Raw genomic sequence first — 16491 nt, 5'->3', positions numbered from 1 at the left:
TTCTGGCAGTCCCACCACTGGTACTAAGCCGACCCGTCGGCTTCCCCCACACCCCGGGGGCCGGACAGGGACCACCGGAGTGACCCACGAGGGCCTGTGCCCGCGCGAGAGCGCGACCACAGGCCCTCGTGCCGTTTCCCGAACGTCCGGACAGCGTGGCGGCGCTGCGCATCGGTGACGACACCGTCCGCAAGGGCGGCCGGCCAACCTCGCGGCCGACCGGGGGCTCGACGGGCAGCCGGATCAGCCCGGAGAGGGCAGGGCCGAGGAGTGGTGGTTGAGGATCAGCCACCTGCCCCCACGCAGCTCGTAGACGAAGGTGTACCGGGCGTCGACCGTGGACTTGTCGCCGTTCTTGTCGGTCAGCGTGAACTGGTAGAGACCCGTGTCGACGGCGCTCGTGGCGTCCAGGACGGTGATGAACCGCTCCTGGATCTTTCCGACGGGCTTGCTCGCCAGGAACTTCGTGAAGTAGTCGACGATCCCGGCGCGACTGGTACGGATGTCGGAGACGGTCGGCAGCAACACGGCATCGGGAGCATAGAGGTCCGCGACACGGTTCGGGTCGCCGGTGGCCAGAGCCGCGTTCCACTTGTCGAACAGGGCGGCGATCTGTTGTTCGGTGGGGAGTTGGGTGGCACTCACCACGACGCTGCGCGTAGCGGGAGGCCGGGCGCCGCTTGCGGTCCCGTACGTCGCCCCCGTTCCCGTGAACAGAGCGGCGGCCGTGAGGGCGACCGCTGCACAGTACTTGCGTCTCATGAACGCCTCCTGTGTCGTCGGTGGTCCATCAGACGGACTCGCCCAGCGTCTCTCGGCGGAGCTGCCCATGCACCTCGAAGCGACGGGGGAGCGGCCACGCGTCGATCGACTTCTGCGATCCGCTCGTCTTCGGAGACGAGAAGGCCGAAGCCCGCCGTCGCTCTTCTGCCGTCACACGGCCATCTCCAGGACGTCCGGCGGCAGCCCGTGCGCCGTAGGCGGCCGCGCCGGAGGTGTTGTGGATCCGACGGAGCGTCAGGTTCGTCAAGCCCGGTAGGCGCTGCGCGCGTTCGCCGTGCACGCCCACCCCTCCCAGCCCGTCGCGAAGACACCGCATCGACAGCACGGCCGGCCCGCTCGTCGCGGACGCGCTGCAGTTCCTCGGCGGCGCCAGGGTCGTCCTGGCCACCACCTCGAACTCCGCCGCCATCACGGCGACCGTGGACGGGCTGTCCCACCGGGGCGAACTGGTGGTCATCGGCGCGGACACCGAGCCGTTGGGGATCGTCCCGGTCCAGCTGCTCATGCGCGCCCGGACCGTCCGCGGCCACCCGGCCGGCGGCGCGCGGGACATCCAGGACGCCATGGCGTTCAGCGCCCTACAGGGAGTTCGCCCGATGATCGAGACCGTGCCGCTCGACCGGGTCGGCGAGGCGTACCACAGGATGCTCCGCGGTGCCGCCCGCTTCCGCATGGTGCTCATCACCGGAACGGGGTGACGGGAGACCGTCAGGCCGCCCCGGGTCACAGGGCTTGGTTGACGCCTCTCCCAATCTCCCTTCGTGTGACCGACTGGTTACCCGGCGCTATGATGTTGATCATGTTCATTCTTGAGCTGACCTACATCGCGCCGCTCGAGCGCATCGAAGCGGCCCACCCCGAGCACGTCGCCTGGCTCGACTCGAACTACGAATCCGGCGTCTTCATCGCATCGGGCCCCAAGGACCCCCGCGATGGTGCGGTCATCGTGGCGGTCGGTGTCGACAGGACGCAGATCGAGGACATCACCAGGAGCGACCCGTACTCGGTGGCGGGGCTGGCCGAGTACACGGTCACGAACTTCCTCGCGATGAGGACTTCGCCGGCGCTGGAGGAGTACCGGCACCAACCGCCGCCGTCCCGGTAGTCGCTCGGCCCGTGCTCCCCGTGGCGGCAGCACCCGGGACAGGGGTGTGCGGGCTCGCTCCGATGGAGTCGATGAACCGGTCACCGCTCCCGGCGGACGGCGAGCAGGCGTGGCTGCCCCTGGTGATCAGTGCGATCGCCGGTGTGCTGTTCGTACTCCACGAGCGGCGCGCCACCGAGCCGGTTCTGGAGCCGTCGCTGTTCCACAGCGGCGCGTTCACCGTGGCCGCGCTGGCCAGCCTGACGCTGAACTTCATCGCCGCGGGGTTCAGCTTCGCCCTGGGGCAGTTCGGCAGTGTGATCCTCACGCTGTCCCCACGCGCGATCGGCCTGCTGTATCTGCCCGGCACGCTGCTGGTGGCGGGCGCCGTCGTCCTCGCCGGGCGCCTGATCGGGAGGTATACCCCCCGGCCGGTCCTCATCACCGGCATGCTGGTGCTGGTCGCGGGCGGGCTGCTGATGGCGGTCACCGCCGGGCCCACGATGGCGCTGTGGGTCCTGGTCCTGGCCACCTGGCTCACCAACCTGGGCTCACTGGTGGCCTCGGCCTCGGTGGCCGAGACCATCCTCTCCCACGCCCCGCCCGGTCGGTCCGGTGCCGTCGCCTCCGTCCAGCCGGCGTTCGGAATGACCGGCTACGCCCTCGGCCCCGCCGTCTACCTCCTGCTGTTCAACCTCTTCTTCCGACGGCAGTGGCTCAACGACGCCGATGCGCGCGGCCTGTCGGAGACCCAGGCCGCCCAGGCCGTGGACGCGACCCGAAGCGCGATGGCGCAGAGTCCGGCCACCGTCGGGTACGACCCGAACCTGCTCCGGCAGGCCGGGCTGGACCTCGGGCTGGACTTCACCGACGGCCTGCGGCTCACCATGCTGGTCACGAGCCTCCTGCCGGTCGCCCTGGCCGTGGCCGCGTACCTCCTGATGCCCCGCAGGGTCCGGCCCACCCCGTAGCAGCCGGCGGCTCGCTCACGGCGCGGACCCCGTCCGGTCCGTGGGGCCCCCGCCACGCGTCCGAGGACGGCCCGACCGGGCGGGCGGGCGGCGCGCCGACCGCCGCGGGAACCGTCGGCCGAAGCGGTGCGGGTCAAGGCCGCGCGAGGTGCCCTTCGCTGTTCGGGGACGACGCCGGCGCGGGTCAGCGGTGGCTGACGATGACGGACACACCCCACCCGATCGCGGCGAGGACCACCGCGAAGCACACCGCGGCGAGAGGTAGCCGATCGGTCCGGCGGTCGGAGACGAGGTTCACAACATCTCCTTGACCACCCGCCAGGGCGCCGAGGTCTCCGACACCCTCTGAGAGACGTAAAACGCCGGTTCCTCGCGTACTCCTCTCCATCACGCTTGCCGGACCCGCCCCATCTGGCAGTACTGGCCACGTCCCGGCTTTGTCAGGGCCGATCCCGCGCTCCCCAGCATCACCCGGATCGCGCTGCCCTCAGCTTCAACCCCACTGCTGCGACAGGGGATTGGTGCAGGTCTTCCACCTCCACTCGAACCAACAGCGCCTCACGGCGCAAACAGAAGTTGAGCCAGAGCCCGTTCTCGTGAACAGAGCCAGCTGTCACAACTCACGTATAAAGCCAGACGTGGCCTGCCGCTGGGGCTTCCCCCATCTGGGCCGCTTCAGCGCGGTGTAGCGCCAGACCTTCGGACGGTCGCCGTCCGAGACGCTGCGCCGAAGCTGCTGAGCGAGCAAGGGACCGGCCGGCCGGGTGGGTACGTGAGTACGCGCTCTCACCGCTCGGCTATCCACAAACGTGCAGTCCCTGGCGATCCAAAAGCGGATAGCCGTGTGATCAAGGCTGGGGGAGGCTCGTCCTGAATGCGGCCGGATGTAGTTCACCGGCCGTCTGCGCCAGCGCTCCTGAGTCTGGGCCGAGCGTTCAGACCATCCCGGAAAGGACATGATTGTTCGAGTTGAGCGTGCCCCAGTCGGCTTTCGGGTCCGCCGCAACTCGCGGGAGGTCGCCCGGACATCCGCCAACCGGGCTGACACGCCCCAACTTGTCGGTGCTGACCACCGTTCGGACGGTCTGGATCTGTCCGTCGAGCATGCCGAGCGCCAGGGGGTGAAGCACCCTGTCCTCCCTGGCGAATCATCATGAATCTGGAGAGCTTCTGTGAGTACCCTCCTGCCCACCCGGCGTCGCCTCTCCCTGGGCCTGGCCCTGGCAGCCGCGCTGACGGGCCTTGGCGCGCACACCGCCTCGGCCGCGTCCGCCGCGACCGCGCCGGCCCCGATACCCCTCACCTCCCCGGCCTGCCCGGCCAACCTGCAGCTGGGTGAGGCCGACGGCTGCGTCACCCAGCTCCAACTGGAGCTCAACCAGACCGGCGCAACCCTCACCGTGGACGGCCGGTTCGGATCGGCCACCGACACGGCCGTGCGCACCTTCCAGGCCTCGCACTCCTTGACCGTCGACGGCATCGTGGGCCCGGCCACCAAGTCGTCGCTCGACGCGGCGGCGGCCGCCGCCTCCGGCACCGTGGACCTGCGCACCCAGTGCGGCGACCTGCAGACCGGCGCCACCGGCGCGTGCGCCAGCACCCTGCAGACGATGCTCAACACCTTCAACGCGGGCCGCCTCACCGTCGACGGGCAGTTCGGCCCCGCCACCGACACCGCCGTACGCAACTTCGAGGCCGCCCACGCCCTGACCATCGACGGTATCGTCGGCACGGCCGTCAAGAACGCCCTCTACACCAGCACCCCCACCCCGCTGCCCAGCGGCCCCGTCTCCTCCACCAAGGTCCTGAACGCCGCGAAGTCCTACCTCGGTGTCCCGTACGTGTGGGGCGGCGGCCACTCCCTGCACGGTGAGGGCCCCGGCCCCTCGCTGGGCACGTGCGACCAATACACCGGCCCCCAGCCCTGCAAGGCCAACACCACCGCCGGCCTGGACTGTTCCGGCCTGGTGCGCGCGGCCTTCTGGTTCGGCGCCGGCATCGACCTCGCCAATGGCGGCGACACCACCGAGCAGACCCTGGACAGCCACCTCACCCCGATAGCCGAGTCCCAGCGCCAACCCGGCGACGTCGAGTACTTCGGCACGGGCGCCCACAACACCGTGCACGTCGTCCTTTACGCCGGCACCGACCCTGCCACCGGCACGGACATGATGTACGAGGCGAAGGAGACAAACACCAACGTCCACTACGTGACCCTTCGCACCGGCGGCTACTGGTACCACGTCTCGGCCTGACCGCCCGGGTGCCGCACGGGTGACGGCTGTTGTCACCCGCGCGACACCCGACACCACCCGCCCAGGGCAGCTTTCCGCTCCAGCACGCTGCCATCGTCGGCGTCATGGTGCGGTGGTTCGGTTTCGCCGGGCGCCCGCGCCCGGCGTACCTTCTTCAACTTGCGCGTCAGCGGCACTGAGGGGGACAGCATGCGACCCGAGTTCGTCACGGTCCCGGGCACCGGATCCGTGGCGCGCAGCGTCGCCGACCGCCTGGCCGACGCAGGCCTTACGACCAGCACCCCCCCGGCGGGACCCACGTGCTCGTGACCGCGTTCGCCGTCGCGGAGCCGAGTCTGTGGGTCCCGCCGGAGGATCTCGCCCGGGTGACACGGGTACGCGTGCCGGTCACCGGCGTGCGCGGCAGACTGGTGACCAGTCCGCCTGTCGACCCGGACCTTCGCAGCCGACAGGTGTGCGATGCCATCCTGAGGGGCGCCGACCTCGTCCTGCCCACGCAGACCCCCGAGTTCCCGATAGCCTCGCTCGACCTCGACCTCGACCTCGGCCTCACCGAGCCGCCCGCCCGGGTCTGTAAAAAGAACGGCTCTGTCCCGTCATCGGTGGGAGGGTGAGTCCGGCGTCGACGGCGGCGCGGTCGAGTTCGAGGCCGTTTGCGAAGGAGTGCAGCTGGGGAAGGTCGGCGGCACGGACTGTGATGATCCAGTCGGTGAGCTTGGCGGTCGTCGATGCCGACCACGCGCGGCACCCGCAGCGGCGGCAGAGCCTGGCGCATGAGCAGGCGTAGGGCACTCGAACGGGAGATCGCGCACGTCAGCGCGTGGGAGAGGCGGGCGCCCGCCAGGCCCGCTAACTCCTTGACCACCGTACCGAGCTGGTCGGCCAGGCGCCGGGTGCGGCGCTGATAGCGCTCCACGACGCCGGGAACCTGCTCGCGAAACGTCTGCCGCGGGCAGCCGAGCACACCAGGCGCCGCACCCGCACCGACGCCACGACCCACCGCCCGTCCACCGGGTCGCGCGTCCGCGCCGACACCCGGATGACCTCTCCCTCGTCCGTCACTCCCTCGATGAGGAGGGCAGACAGCCCCGAAAACACCACACTCACAAGCTCGTTGACATCGCGCACACCATGCCAACGACCGCCGTCACACTTCGCCACCACCGATGACGGGACAGAGCCGTTCACTGGACAGACCCGCCGAAGTCAGTAACGCCAGGTGCGCCGCGCGGGATGGCACGGCGCTGCTCTGGTCAAGCAAATGGTTCGGCGTAGGTCAGCCGGCTACCGGGTTTCGGCTTCGTGCTTGAGGTTGGTGAGCCAGTTGTGCAGGGAGTTGTCGAGGGCGGCTTGCAGGGCGACCCGGTTGGCGGTGACGGGTTCTCCGGTCCAGGATTCCTCGGTGTGGACGAGGACGCCGTCGCGGGTGGGGGTGAAGGTCCAGACGTGGACGGCGGTGATGCCCTGGGCCGGGCCGCCCCAGGCGAGGCGCTTGCCGGGCTCGACCTGCTTGACGGTGGAGGTGATGTCGAGGCCTTCGGTGCTCCAGCGGAACGTCGAGCCGGGGCGCAGTCGGCCGGGGGTGTCCTTGGTGACGGTCTCGACGTCGGGCTGCCAAGTGGGCCAGTTCTCGACATCGGTCTGGATGTTCCAGACGGTGCGCAGCGGGGCGTGGATGAGGATGTCGGCGCGGGTGATGACCGGGGCCTGTTCGTTGATCTGCACGTCGGTGCGGTGGACGGCCGCTGCGGCGGGTGTCGGGTCGGTGGTGAGGGCGGATGCGGCGGTGGGTGCGGTGAGGAGGAGGGTGAGGGCGAGGGCAGCGGTGGTGGCCGCAGCGGGTGCGCGCATGGCAGTGCTCTTTCCTTGAAGGGGTTGAAGGCCCTGGGGAGCGGTGGCGTCTCTGGGGTCGGCTGCTCGGGTGGGATCAGAGGTTGGTGTCGGGGATCCAGGAGCCGTGGATGCCGCCGGTGACGCGGCGCGGGAGGTGGACGGTGGCGACCCTGCCGAGGTCGGCGGCGTCCAGGACCAGGAGCTGGGAGGCGTCCTGCTTGAGGTCGGAGACGACGGTGAGCAGGTAGCCGTCGTCCTCGCGGGTGGCGCCGGTGGCGGGAACGAAGACCGCTTCGCTGGGCAGTCGGGCGTCGCCGGCCTGATGGATGCGGCGCTCGCCGGTGGTGCGGTCGTACTTGACGATGCCGTAGCCGCCGAAGCCCTGCTGGTCGGGGAAGGAGACGGCGTACTGGTAGCGGTGCTCGGCGCCGAGGAAGTCCTCGTTGAGGGTGGGGAACTCGACGGCGAGGTCGTCGATGACCTGTTCGTCGACCCGTCCCGTGGTCAGGTCGATGGTCCAGCGGCGATTGTAGGATCGGGTGTTGGGCTCGGTGCCGCGGCCGGGGGAGCCGACCCACCAGTTCCAGGAGAGCTGGAAGCCCTCGCGGTCGACGGTGGGGCCCTCCAGGACAATGCGGCCGTGGGCGTCCTCGTAGGCGTTGGCGGCGTGGAGCATGTTGCCGGGTTCGATCGGGAACCAGCGGATCTTGTCGGCGCCGTGCGGGCCGCGCGGCATGACGCCGATGCGGGCCGGCTGCGCGTCCTGCCAGGAGTAGGGGATGCCGGAGTGCTCGGCGGGGTCGAAGGTGACGGTGCCTTCGACGAAGACCACGTGGTGGCGGGTGAGCGCGAAGTCGTGCTTGAGGGAGGCGGTGGCGCCGGGGATCTCGGCGCTGTGGGTGATGTGCCCGTCCGCGTCGGCCGTGTAGTAGAGCAGGTAGGGCGGAAAGGGCGAGGAGCCGAAGAAGTGCAGTTCGCCGGTGACGGGGTCGCTCTTGGGGTGGGCGGTCATGGCGCTGCGCAGTTTGCCGTCGAAGTCATAGGGGCCGACGGTGTCGAGGTGGGGGGTGAGTTCGAAGGGGAAGTTGGCCTCGCACAGGGCCAGCAGGCGTCCGGCGTGCTCGATGACGTGGGTGCCTGCGGTGCTCGCCGTCATGTCGGGGCCGTGCTCGGTCAGGTAGGGGGCGCCGTCCAGGGCGGGGGTGCGTACCCAGCGGTTGCGGTACCACTCGGCGCGGCCCTCACGCAGCCGGATGCCGTGGACCATGCCGCTGCCCTTGAACCAGTGGGCGGGGGTGACGCCGGGCTTGGGGTTGTGGCTGTTGCGGATCAGGCGACCGGTCAGCTCGGGCGGCAAGGTGCCCTCGACGGTCAACTCGGTGGCGGTCAGTTCGTCGACGGCGGGGGTGTAGTGGCCCAGCAGGTAGGGCTTGTCGGTCATGATCGAGTCCTCGTGGTCCTCTGTGCGGCGATACCGCCGGAAGTGGTTTCAGGTGGTCAGGAACGCTTCTCGGAACGGTTCTTGAGGCAGGTGAGCCAGTCCTCCAGCGAGGTGCGCAGGGCGCGGCCGAGTTGGTCGGCGGCGGCGTCGACGGGGGCTCCGCTCCAGGACTCCTCGGTGTGGACGGTGACCCGGTCGCCGGTCTGCTCGAAGGTCCACACGTGGATTCCTTCGATGCCGTTCGCGGGACCGCCCCAGGCGATCCGGGCGCCGGGCACGAGTTCGTGGACGGTGGAGGTGATGTCCAGCCCATGGGTGCGCCAGGTGAAAGAGGCACCTTCGGCGAGCGGGCCCTCCAGGCGGGCCTGGTCGACGTCGGTGTTCCAGACGGGCCAGTCGTCGATGGTGGTGTGCAGGGACCAAACGGTCTCCAGCGGGGCGTCGATCTCGATGGACAGGCGGACGATGACGGGTGCGTTCTCGTCGATGGTGAGCACGGCTGTTCCTTTCGATGTGGGGTGTAAAGGGATGGGAAGGTGTGTCAGGTGGTCAGGGTCGGCCGGGAAAGGCGGGTTCCGGGGCGGGTGTGTGGTGCGGCCGGTCGGCGGTGGGTGTGCGGCGCACCAGCAGGGCAGCGAGCAGGGCGGTGCCGGCCAGGACGGCTGAGCCCAGGGCGAAGGCGGTGCGGTAGCCGGAGGTCAGCGCCTCCAGCGGCGGCTGGTGGCCGCCGGCGCGGGAGGTGACGGATCCGGCGAGGGTCGCCAGGACGGCGAGCCCGACAGCGCCGCCGACCTGCCGGGTGGTGTTGGCCAGGCCACCCGCCAGGCCCGCGTCCGATCCGTCGACGCCTGCCACGGACAGGCTGGTGAGCTGGACGAAGGCAACGCTCAGGCCGAGGCCGACCAGGACGCTGGGGCCGAGCACGTCGGTGAGGAAGGTGCCGTCCGCGCCGATGCGGGACAGCCACAGCATCCCGGCCGCCTCGGTCAGCAGCGCGGCAACGAGCGTGGCGCGGCCGCCGGTCCGGCGGGCGAGGGCGGGGGCGAGGGCTGCGCCGAGCATGTTCGCGATGGCGAGGGGGAGTTGGCCCAGGCCGGTGTTCAGCGGGTCCTCGCCGAGGACCTGCTGCTGGTAGAGCGGCAGGAAGAAGAACAACGCGATCCACACCGAGCCGAACAGGCCCGTCAGCAGGTTGCCGACCGTCACGTCGCGGGCAGCGAACAGCCGCGGCGGCACCAGGGGGGAGGCGCTGGTGCGCTCGACCCGCCAGAACACCACGGTGAGCACGGCGGCGGCGCCGAACGCGGCCAGCACCCAGGTGTCCGTCCAGCCCGAGCTGCGGGCCGTGGTCAGGCCCCACACCAGGGCGGTCAGGGCGAGGACGCTCGCGGCGGTCCCGGCCCAGTCGAACCTGGCCCGTTCCGCCCGGCCTGCAGTGGGGACGCACACGGCCGTCGCCGCCAGCACCCCGAAGCTGCCGATCGCCACCGTACGGAAGATCCACGGCCAGCCCCACGTCTGGGTCAGCAGCCCGCCGAGCACCACCCCCGCCGCACCGCCCGCCCCCGACACCGCGCCCCAGACCGCCAGCGCCCTGCCGCGGGCCGGGCCCGGCGGATACAGGCCCACCGCGAGGGCGAGGGCCGCCGGGGCGACGGCCGCCGCACCCGCACCCTGGACGGCCCGCGCGGCGATCAGGACACCGGGCGAGGTTGCCAGCGCGGCAGTCGCGGAGGCGACCCCGAAGGCCCCCAACCCGGCCAGCAGGACGCGGCGCCGTCCCAGAAGGTCGGCGGCCCGCCCGCCGACCAGCAGCAGCGCCCCGAACGCCAGGCCGTAGGCGTTGACCACCCACGTGGTGGCGGAATCGGAGAGGCCGACGCCGTCCCGGATCTGCGGAAGGGCGACGTTCACGATCGAGGTGGCGAGCATGACGGTGAACTGGGCGGTGGCCAGCACCGCGAGGACGGTGCCACGGGACGCACTGGGCATGGGAACTCCAGGAACGGGGCTGGGGGAACAGGCCGGTGGGAGCGGAGCGGCGCGGCGGGCGTCAGTGTGCGGCGCGCTCGGCGGCGGACTTCAGGTGCAGCAGCCACTGCGCGAGGGACCGGTCCAGGGCCCGGGTGACGACAGCGGCGTCGGCCTGTACGGGCGCACCGTCCCAGGACTCCTCCGTGACGACGAGGGTCGCCCTGGCCGAAGGGGTGAACGTCCACTGGTGGACGGCGGTGATGCCCTGAGAAAGGCCGCCCCACAGTATCGACCGGGGCGCGTCCACCGCGTACACGGTGGAGGCGATGTCCACGCCGCCGGTGCGCCAGTGGAACACCGCGCCCGGCGTCAGCGGGGTCAGGGCGCGGGCTTCGGCGATGTCCGGCTGCCAGGTCGGCCAGCCGGGCACGTACGTCAGCAGCGCCCAGACGGCCGGGGCCGGGGCCCGGATCGGCAGCTCACGGCGGGCGAGAACCGGGGCGGCCCGGTCGATGCCCGAGGGCGTGTTCTTCATGTCCCCGAGTCTGGCCGGGCCGACCCGGTGCCCTCATCGGTGAAAGTCGCCTAGGCGGCTGCCTAAGTGAGCAGGCCCGGCTTAGGCGTTCCGGCCGAGCGCGTCGGCAAGCTGGCGGCGCGAGGTGACGTCGAGCTTGCGAAACACGCTGCGCAGGTGGGCGTCGATGGTGCGCGGGCTCAGGAACAGACGGTCGGCGACCTCTCGGGAAGTCGCGCCGGTCGCCACCAGGCGGGCGATGTTCAGCTCCTGACCGGTCAGCAGCTCCGCCGCTCCGAGCACGGCCGGCCGGGCCTGCTCGCCGGCGGCGGCCAGTTCCACCCGGGCCCGCTCGGCGAAGCCCTCCGCGCCCATCGCGGTGAACAGCCCGTGAGCGGCGCGCAGCGCCTCCCGGGCTTGCCCGCGGCGGCCGTCGCGGCGCAGCCATGCACCCTGGTGCAGCAGGGCGCGGCCGTGCCACACCCGCAGGCCGGCGGCGTCCAGCCGGGCCACCGCCTCGGCGTGGAGTTCCTCCGGGTCGTCCGACAGCAGGGCGGCGAGGGCGGCGCGCACGCCCAGCGCCCAGTCGGTGCCCGCCGCCGACGCGTGCCGCGACAGCTGCGCGAACGCCTCTCGGGCGGTGTCCTGCTCGCCGCATCGAACGGCCGCCTCGACGAGTTCGGGCAGGGCGAGGCTGGACATTCCCAGCTCGCCGTCGGCGACGGCCGACCGGGCCGAGGCCAGAGCTGCGCGGTGGTCGGCGGTGCCGTTGGCGTGCAGCGCCGCTGCCGCGTGGACGGTCGCCGTCAGCATGCCCTTGTGCCGGGCGTGCGACTCGGCCAGCACCCGGTCGAACAGGGGCCGCGCCTGCGCGTCCACCCCGCGCACCGCAGCCGCGAACAGTCGGCCGTACCAGTGCGGCGGGACACCGGTCACTTCGGCTATGCCGTCGGCCTCGCTGTTCAGCGCCGCCGCCCCGAGCAGGTCTCCGCGCTGGGCCGCGGCCATCGCCTGCATCCACAGGCCCACCGGGAGGACCATCAGCGTCCCGCCGGCGCGCGCGGCGTCCACCACCCGACTGGCGAGCCGGTCTTCCAGAGCGACGTCCCACAGTTCGACGGCGAGCAGGGCGGCCAGCGACAGCCGGCCGGCCCACAGCGGGTCGGCCACCTCCGACAGCAGTCCGTGCAGCACCGGCACCGCCGTAAGGTCGCCGTCGAGGTAGCGAACGAGCGTGTCCAGCAGCTCGTCCGCAGTCGAGCGTTCACCGGCTGCGGCGGGCGCCCGCCGGGCCGCCACCAGGGCGTTCGCCGCCGCGGCCGAGGACCGGCCGACCACCAGGCCCGCCTGGAGTGCGTCCAGCAGGTGGATCCTGGCCCGGCCGGGATCAAGGTCGGCCGCCGCCACCAAGTGGCCGACCGCATCCGCCGCGCCGTCACCGAAGAACGCCGCGCGACCGCGCAAGAGGTGGGCCTGCACCCGCCCGGCGGTGTCGATCGGGCTGCCCTCGGCGGTCTCGACCAGCGTCAGCGCGCTCTCGAACGCACCGGCCTCCAGCGCGGCCCGCGCGGCGGCGAGACTGCGTTCAGCCCGCAGCCGCGGATCGGCCGTCAGGGCCGCGGCCTGCTCCAGGAACGCTGCCTCGGCAGCGGCCCCGCCTCGGCGCCGCGCCCGCTCCGCGCAGCGCAGCAGATCGACCGCCGCCTGCTCGTCCGGCCGGGACAGGGACTGCGCGCGGTGCCACGAACGCCGGTCGGGCGCCGTCAGCGGATCAGTGGCCTCCGCGAGCGCCCCGTGGACGCGGCGGCGCTCCGCAGGGGAGGCCGCCGTGTACACCGCCGAGCGCACCAGCGGATGCCGGAACCGTGCCTGCCCGCCCAGCTCGATCAGTTCGCTCGCCTCGGCCTCCGGCCCGGCCTGCGGCCCCACACCCAGCAGATCGGACGCCTGCCACAGCAGCCCGGGGTGGCCCAGGGGTTCGGCGGCCGCTACCAGCAGCAGGGTCCGGGCCTCCTCGGAGAGGAGGGAGATTCGCTGCTGGTAGTTCTGCTCGATCCGGTTGGCCGGGGAGACCGGCGTCGGCAATCCGAAGCCGCCCGCCAGCGCGGCGGGACCGAGCCGGCGCGGCAGCTCCAGCAGCGCCAGCGGATTGCCCCGCGCTTCGGCGAGGATCCGCTCCCGCACCTGATCGTCCAGGGGACCGAGCAGACTGGAGGCCAGCAGTCGTCGCGCTACCTGGTCGGACAGCCGGGGCAGCGTCAGCGTCGGCAATCCTTCGAGTTCCGCGACGACGTGCGGGTCGCGCACCCCCAACACGAACGCCACCGACTCGTCCGCCACCCGCCGGGCCACGAACGCCAGCACCTGCGCCGACGCCCGATCCAGCCACTGCGCATCGTCCACCACGCACACCACGGGCTGCTCCCCAGCAGCATCCGACAGCAGCCCCAACAGGGCCAGGCCGACGGCGAAACGACTCGGCGTGTCACCCTCGCCCAATCCCAGCGCCACCGTCAGCGCGTCCCGCTGTGCGGTGGGCAAGTGCTCGATCCGCTCGTGCAGCGGGCGGGTCAGTTGGTGCACGGCGGCGTACGCGAAGTCCGCTTCGAACTCGGCCCCGTTGACCCACACCAGCCTTACGTCTGTCAGGCCATCGGTGGCGTGGCGTAGCAGCGCCGTCTTGCCGATTCCCGCCTCACCGCGTACGACCGCCGCCCCGCCCCGTCCGGCTCGTACACCGGCCAACAGGTCGACGAGAGCAGCGCGCTCAGCAGGCGGTGTGTACTCAGAGGCAGTCACGGGGGCCACCCCGGAATCATGCCACGCCTCTTGACCTCGGCAATTTCCCACTCTTGCCCGGCAGCTGCGATCGCTCCTCGCTCTCGGCGCACCTCGTGATAGCAGCGAAGATGGTGCGACGTCGGGGCGCGACAGCTACGCGCGACAGCCGCCGTCGTGGTGGGTGTCGGCTCGTTCACGTGAGGTTTGACCGTGCCGTTGCCAGTCCCAGGAGCCGGGCCGGGACGGGACGGCGACCCGAGCACCGCGCTCGTGCTGTCCCGGGAGTCGAGCCGAACCCACGGCACGCCGGACCTCTCGCAGTGCGACGCCGCCGTACGCCGACTCGTCACGGCCACCGGCTGGATACCGACGGCCGGAGGCCCTTCGGTGGGGTGCTCGTCCCGGTCTCCCGAGCAGTGGGAGGCCGGGGGCTTCGGCTTTTCGGTGCGGGCGTGCGGCGTCAGTTCCGGACGGTGGGACGCAGGGTGGTGACGGCGCCGTAGTGGCCGTCCGAGGCGCCGCCGACCTCGATCCCGACCGGTGCGGCGGGGGCTCGCTTGAGGCCGACCCGGAAGGTGTACGCGACCGGGTTGCCCTTCGTCACGCCCTCCAGCCGCCCTTGCCGGACCAGCTCTCACCAGGCCCAGGAATGGCCTCGGCGCTGGACCACCTTGGCGTCGTGGCTGCGCAGCGCGGTTATCTACAGAGGGGGAAGTGTGAGGGACGTTTGTTCTGCCTCATCCAGCAGTGGCCACGCCCGTGGCCTGAGTCTGTTCGGCACGCCTGTCCCCTCGTTCAGGCATCCGCCACCGCGTAGCCGAGCATGCGGGCGCGGCTGGCTGCCGCCTCGAAGTTCGCCGCTGGATTGAGCGCAGCGACCGTCCGGCGGTCCAGTGGGGTGCCGGCCAGAAGTGCGGCGATAGCCTGCCGGTCGACGGGCCGTTCGTAGTAGTCCTCGGCGTCATTGCAGACGGCCTCGGCGCTGCCGTCGGTCAGTACTGCGAAGAGCCAACCGGCTCCGTCGGATTCTCCCGGCGCGAACACCACGGGACCGCACTGCCACGAGGTTGTGCCAGTCTCGCGCCACGCGCACACCGTCGCGTCGAAGAAGCCCTCGAACTGCAGCTCCGGATCGGCCGGGTAGTGCGCCAGCGCGGCGGGCAGGCCCTCCAGCAGCCCGGGCCAGTGCGCCCTGGGCCAGTCCCGCCACGGCGTGGCATCGCATTCGTGGTCGAAGCCGTAGAGGAAGACCCCGGCCGGATCGAAGATGATCCCGTACAGATCACCGGAACCGTTCTCCATCGTGGCCAGGTCCACGCCCGGACGCCAGCTCGGGAGGTAGTCGTGCCTCGGGGCGAAGCCGTCGAGTACGACGTCGAGCAGCGCCAGCGCCCGGCAGCGGGCACGTAGGACGTCGGGGTCGGCCAGCGCGGACACCAGCTCGTGAACGTTCATGGCGGACATTGAACAGGCCGCCGCTGACAGCCAGGCGAGGACGAGCGGCCTGCGGCTCAGGGCAGGAGCGCGCTCATCGCGTCGGAGGGGAGGGAGGGGTTGGCGGCGGAGGCCGTCGCGACCTGCCAGTCCTCGTCGGCCAGCAGGCTGACGAGGACGGAGGGAGGGAGCTCCGGACGGGCGGCGGCGATGGGGCGGGCCTGAGACTGTGTTTGAGATCTGCCGTGTCCCGTGGCTGGGGAGTTCGTTGAGCTCACCGTGAGCGGTGTTGGGGGTGGGTATCCGTCGGACCTGACGGACGAGCAGTGGGCGCTGGTTGAGCCGTTGCTCCCGCCGGCGCGGGTGGGGCCGAAGGGTGGTCGGCGGGAGAAGCATCCGCGGCGGTGGATCGTGGATGCGATCTTCTACGTGGTGCGGACCGGGTGTGCCTGGCGGCAGCTGCCGAAGGACTTCGCCCCGTGGCCGACGGTGTATTGGTACTTCACGTGGTGGCACGACGACGGCACCGTCGAGCGCATCCACGACGCCCTGCGCGGCAAGGTCCGCGAAGCCGACGGCCGCGACGCGGAGCCGAGCGCCGGGCTGATCGACTCGCAGTCCGTCCGCACCGCCGACACCGTCCCCGCCACTACCAGAGGATTCGACGCGGGTAAGAAGGTGAAGGGCCGCAAGCGGTTCATCGTCACCGACACGCTCGCAAGGACCCCGATCAGCGCGGCTTCCAGGTCCAGCCCAAGCGGTGGGCGGTGGAGCGTACCTTCTCGTGGCTCACCGCCCACCGGCGCCTCGCCAGGGACTACGAGACCAGCCCGGCCCATTCGGAGACGATGATCCGCTGGGCGATGATCGGCGTCATGGTCCGCCGACTCACCCGGGGCGGTGCTGCGACGCGCCCCGGCCGACGGCCGCTCGTCCGGCAGCCTTCGCAGCCGGTCGGCTCGACCCTTCCCTGACGGCAGGTGCTGTTGGGGTCCTATCGAGCCAGGAAGCCCTCGACGTCGCGCTTCAGGGCAGGCGACACGTCGGCCAACTCCGAGACGATCGAACGGACTTCCCGTCTGAGCTTTGGAGAGTCGATCCAGGCTCCCGCGTCTCTGGTAAGCACGGCGGCCAGCAGATCGCCCTCGTACATGTTGCCTTCCGCCAGCGGGTCGCTCCGGAGGACCTCCACCGCCAACGGCAGGAGATAGGCAAGGCCCACGTCTTGCCTGATCAGCAGCCGCATGTCCTCGACCGTCAGGCCGCCGATCGGCTTGCGCCGAAGCTCGCGCACGGTCGCCATCAGCCGGGTTTCGCTTCCTAATGTCGTTGTCAAGCCGTCTCGGTCGCTGGGGGTGTGATGTGGTAGCACCGTCGGTCACGAATCAGGGCCCAGAGAACGTTGACGCGTCTGCGGGCCA

At 71.3% G+C, this 16491-nt stretch carries 15 protein-coding genes and 3 pseudogenes; 6 read left to right on the top strand and 12 right to left on the bottom strand.

Going from position 1 to position 16491, the window contains the following annotated elements:
• Nucleotides 1–243 precede the first annotated feature (243 nt).
• Nucleotides 244–648, bottom strand: coding sequence for an SgcJ/EcaC family oxidoreductase (locus ACIQ87_RS39445; RefSeq protein WP_402416991.1), 405 nt, complete (start codon nt 646–648; stop codon nt 244–246).
• Nucleotides 649–1091: 443 nt separating this feature from the next.
• Here ACIQ87_RS39445 and ACIQ87_RS39440 point away from each other — a divergent pair.
• The 3 genes and pseudogenes from ACIQ87_RS39440 to ACIQ87_RS39430 all read left to right on the top strand — a co-directional run.
• Nucleotides 1092–1481: pseudogene (locus ACIQ87_RS39440) on the top strand (alcohol dehydrogenase); the annotation flags it as partial.
• Nucleotides 1482–1582: 101 nt separating this feature from the next.
• On the top strand, nt 1583–1888 hold the full coding sequence (locus tag ACIQ87_RS39435) for a YciI family protein (protein WP_392884590.1): 306 nt from the start codon (nt 1583–1585) through the stop codon (nt 1886–1888).
• Nucleotides 1889–1959: 71 nt separating this feature from the next.
• Entirely contained in the window at nt 1960–2838 is an 879-nt protein-coding gene (locus ACIQ87_RS39430) for an MFS transporter (RefSeq protein ID WP_402416988.1), read from the top strand.
• Nucleotides 2839–3773: 935 nt separating this feature from the next.
• Here ACIQ87_RS39430 and ACIQ87_RS39425 read toward each other — a convergent pair.
• Complete coding sequence (locus ACIQ87_RS39425) at nt 3774–3968, bottom strand: hypothetical protein (RefSeq protein WP_402416986.1); 195 nt, start codon at nt 3966–3968, stop codon at nt 3774–3776.
• A 42-nt stretch (nt 3969–4010) separates the two neighbouring features.
• On the opposite strand from ACIQ87_RS39425, the gene ACIQ87_RS39420 reads away from it, so the two are divergent.
• Together ACIQ87_RS39420 and ACIQ87_RS39415 are read left to right on the top strand one after the other, a co-directional pair.
• A complete protein-coding gene (locus ACIQ87_RS39420) occupies nt 4011–5093 on the top strand; it encodes a peptidoglycan-binding protein (protein ID WP_402416985.1) in 1083 nt (360 codons plus the stop codon).
• 305 nt (nt 5094–5398) lie between these two features.
• Nucleotides 5399–5707 carry a hypothetical protein gene (locus ACIQ87_RS39415; RefSeq protein WP_402416992.1) on the top strand — a complete coding sequence of 103 codons (309 nt, stop codon included), beginning with the start codon at nt 5399–5401 and terminating at the stop codon, nt 5705–5707.
• 92 nt (nt 5708–5799) lie between these two features.
• Here the strand turns inward: ACIQ87_RS39415 and ACIQ87_RS39410 are convergent.
• The 9 genes and pseudogenes from ACIQ87_RS39410 to ACIQ87_RS39370 form a co-directional block, all read right to left on the bottom strand.
• A pseudogene (locus tag ACIQ87_RS39410) lies at nt 5800–6191 on the bottom strand (ISL3 family transposase); the annotation flags it as partial.
• A gap of 186 nt (nt 6192–6377) precedes the next feature.
• A complete protein-coding gene (locus ACIQ87_RS39405) occupies nt 6378–6944 on the bottom strand; it encodes an SRPBCC family protein (protein WP_402416983.1) in 567 nt (188 codons plus the stop codon).
• Between the two features lie 76 nt (nt 6945–7020).
• The gene (locus ACIQ87_RS39400) at nt 7021–8367 is read right to left on the bottom strand and encodes a carotenoid oxygenase family protein (protein ID WP_402416981.1); all 1347 of its coding nucleotides are present in this window, start codon (nt 8365–8367) and stop codon (nt 7021–7023) included.
• A 56-nt stretch (nt 8368–8423) separates the two neighbouring features.
• Nucleotides 8424–8864 carry an SRPBCC family protein gene (locus ACIQ87_RS39395; protein WP_402416979.1) on the bottom strand — a complete coding sequence of 147 codons (441 nt, stop codon included), beginning with the start codon at nt 8862–8864 and terminating at the stop codon, nt 8424–8426.
• 52 nt (nt 8865–8916) lie between these two features.
• Nucleotides 8917–10359, bottom strand: a complete 1443-nt coding sequence (locus ACIQ87_RS39390) for an MFS transporter (RefSeq protein ID WP_402416977.1) — start codon at nt 10357–10359, stop codon at nt 8917–8919.
• 61 nt (nt 10360–10420) lie between these two features.
• Nucleotides 10421–10876: an SRPBCC family protein gene (locus ACIQ87_RS39385; protein ID WP_402416975.1), complete on the bottom strand. Its 456-nt coding sequence runs from the start codon at nt 10874–10876 to the stop codon at nt 10421–10423.
• 81 nt (nt 10877–10957) lie between these two features.
• Complete coding sequence (locus tag ACIQ87_RS39380) at nt 10958–13654, bottom strand: AAA family ATPase (protein ID WP_402416974.1); 2697 nt, start codon at nt 13652–13654, stop codon at nt 10958–10960.
• Nucleotides 13655–14096: 442 nt separating this feature from the next.
• Nucleotides 14097–14240 carry a hypothetical protein gene (locus ACIQ87_RS39375; protein WP_402416972.1) on the bottom strand — a complete coding sequence of 48 codons (144 nt, stop codon included), beginning with the start codon at nt 14238–14240 and terminating at the stop codon, nt 14097–14099.
• A 191-nt stretch (nt 14241–14431) separates the two neighbouring features.
• Nucleotides 14432–15091, bottom strand: a complete 660-nt coding sequence (locus ACIQ87_RS39370; protein ID WP_402416970.1) for a hypothetical protein — start codon at nt 15089–15091, stop codon at nt 14432–14434.
• A 231-nt stretch (nt 15092–15322) separates the two neighbouring features.
• On the opposite strand from ACIQ87_RS39370, the pseudogene ACIQ87_RS39365 reads away from it, so the two are divergent.
• A pseudogene (locus tag ACIQ87_RS39365) lies at nt 15323–16044 on the top strand (IS5 family transposase).
• 20 nt (nt 16045–16064) lie between these two features.
• Here the strand turns inward: ACIQ87_RS39365 and ACIQ87_RS39360 are convergent.
• Nucleotides 16065–16373, bottom strand: coding sequence for a contact-dependent growth inhibition system immunity protein (locus tag ACIQ87_RS39360; protein ID WP_402416968.1), 309 nt, complete (start codon nt 16371–16373; stop codon nt 16065–16067).
• Nucleotides 16374–16491: the final 118 nt, after the last annotated feature.

The organism is Kitasatospora sp. NPDC096204 (genome assembly GCF_044763205.1).
GTDB lineage: Bacteria > Actinomycetota > Actinomycetes > Streptomycetales > Streptomycetaceae > Kitasatospora.
This window is presented reverse-complemented; position numbering and strand designations above follow the sequence as displayed.

Bases quoted from the DNA above. Each gene is read 5' to 3' on its own strand.
- ACIQ87_RS39370 (WP_402416970.1), bottom strand. From the start codon at position 15,091: ATGAACGTTCACGAGCTGGTGTCCGCGCTGGCCGACCCCGACGTCCTA.
- ACIQ87_RS39430 (WP_402416988.1), top strand. From the start codon at position 1,960: ATGAACCGGTCACCGCTCCCGGCGGACGGCGAGCAGGCGTGGCTGCCC.
- ACIQ87_RS39435 (WP_392884590.1), top strand. From the start codon at position 1,583: ATGTTCATTCTTGAGCTGACCTACATCGCGCCGCTCGAGCGCATCGAA.
- ACIQ87_RS39385 (WP_402416975.1), bottom strand. From the start codon at position 10,876: ATGAAGAACACGCCCTCGGGCATCGACCGGGCCGCCCCGGTTCTCGCC.
- ACIQ87_RS39360 (WP_402416968.1), bottom strand. From the start codon at position 16,373: ATGGCGACCGTGCGCGAGCTTCGGCGCAAGCCGATCGGCGGCCTGACG.
- ACIQ87_RS39390 (WP_402416977.1), bottom strand. From the start codon at position 10,359: ATGCCCAGTGCGTCCCGTGGCACCGTCCTCGCGGTGCTGGCCACCGCC.
- ACIQ87_RS39400 (WP_402416981.1), bottom strand. From the start codon at position 8,367: ATGACCGACAAGCCCTACCTGCTGGGCCACTACACCCCCGCCGTCGAC.
- ACIQ87_RS39405 (WP_402416983.1), bottom strand. From the start codon at position 6,944: ATGCGCGCACCCGCTGCGGCCACCACCGCTGCCCTCGCCCTCACCCTC.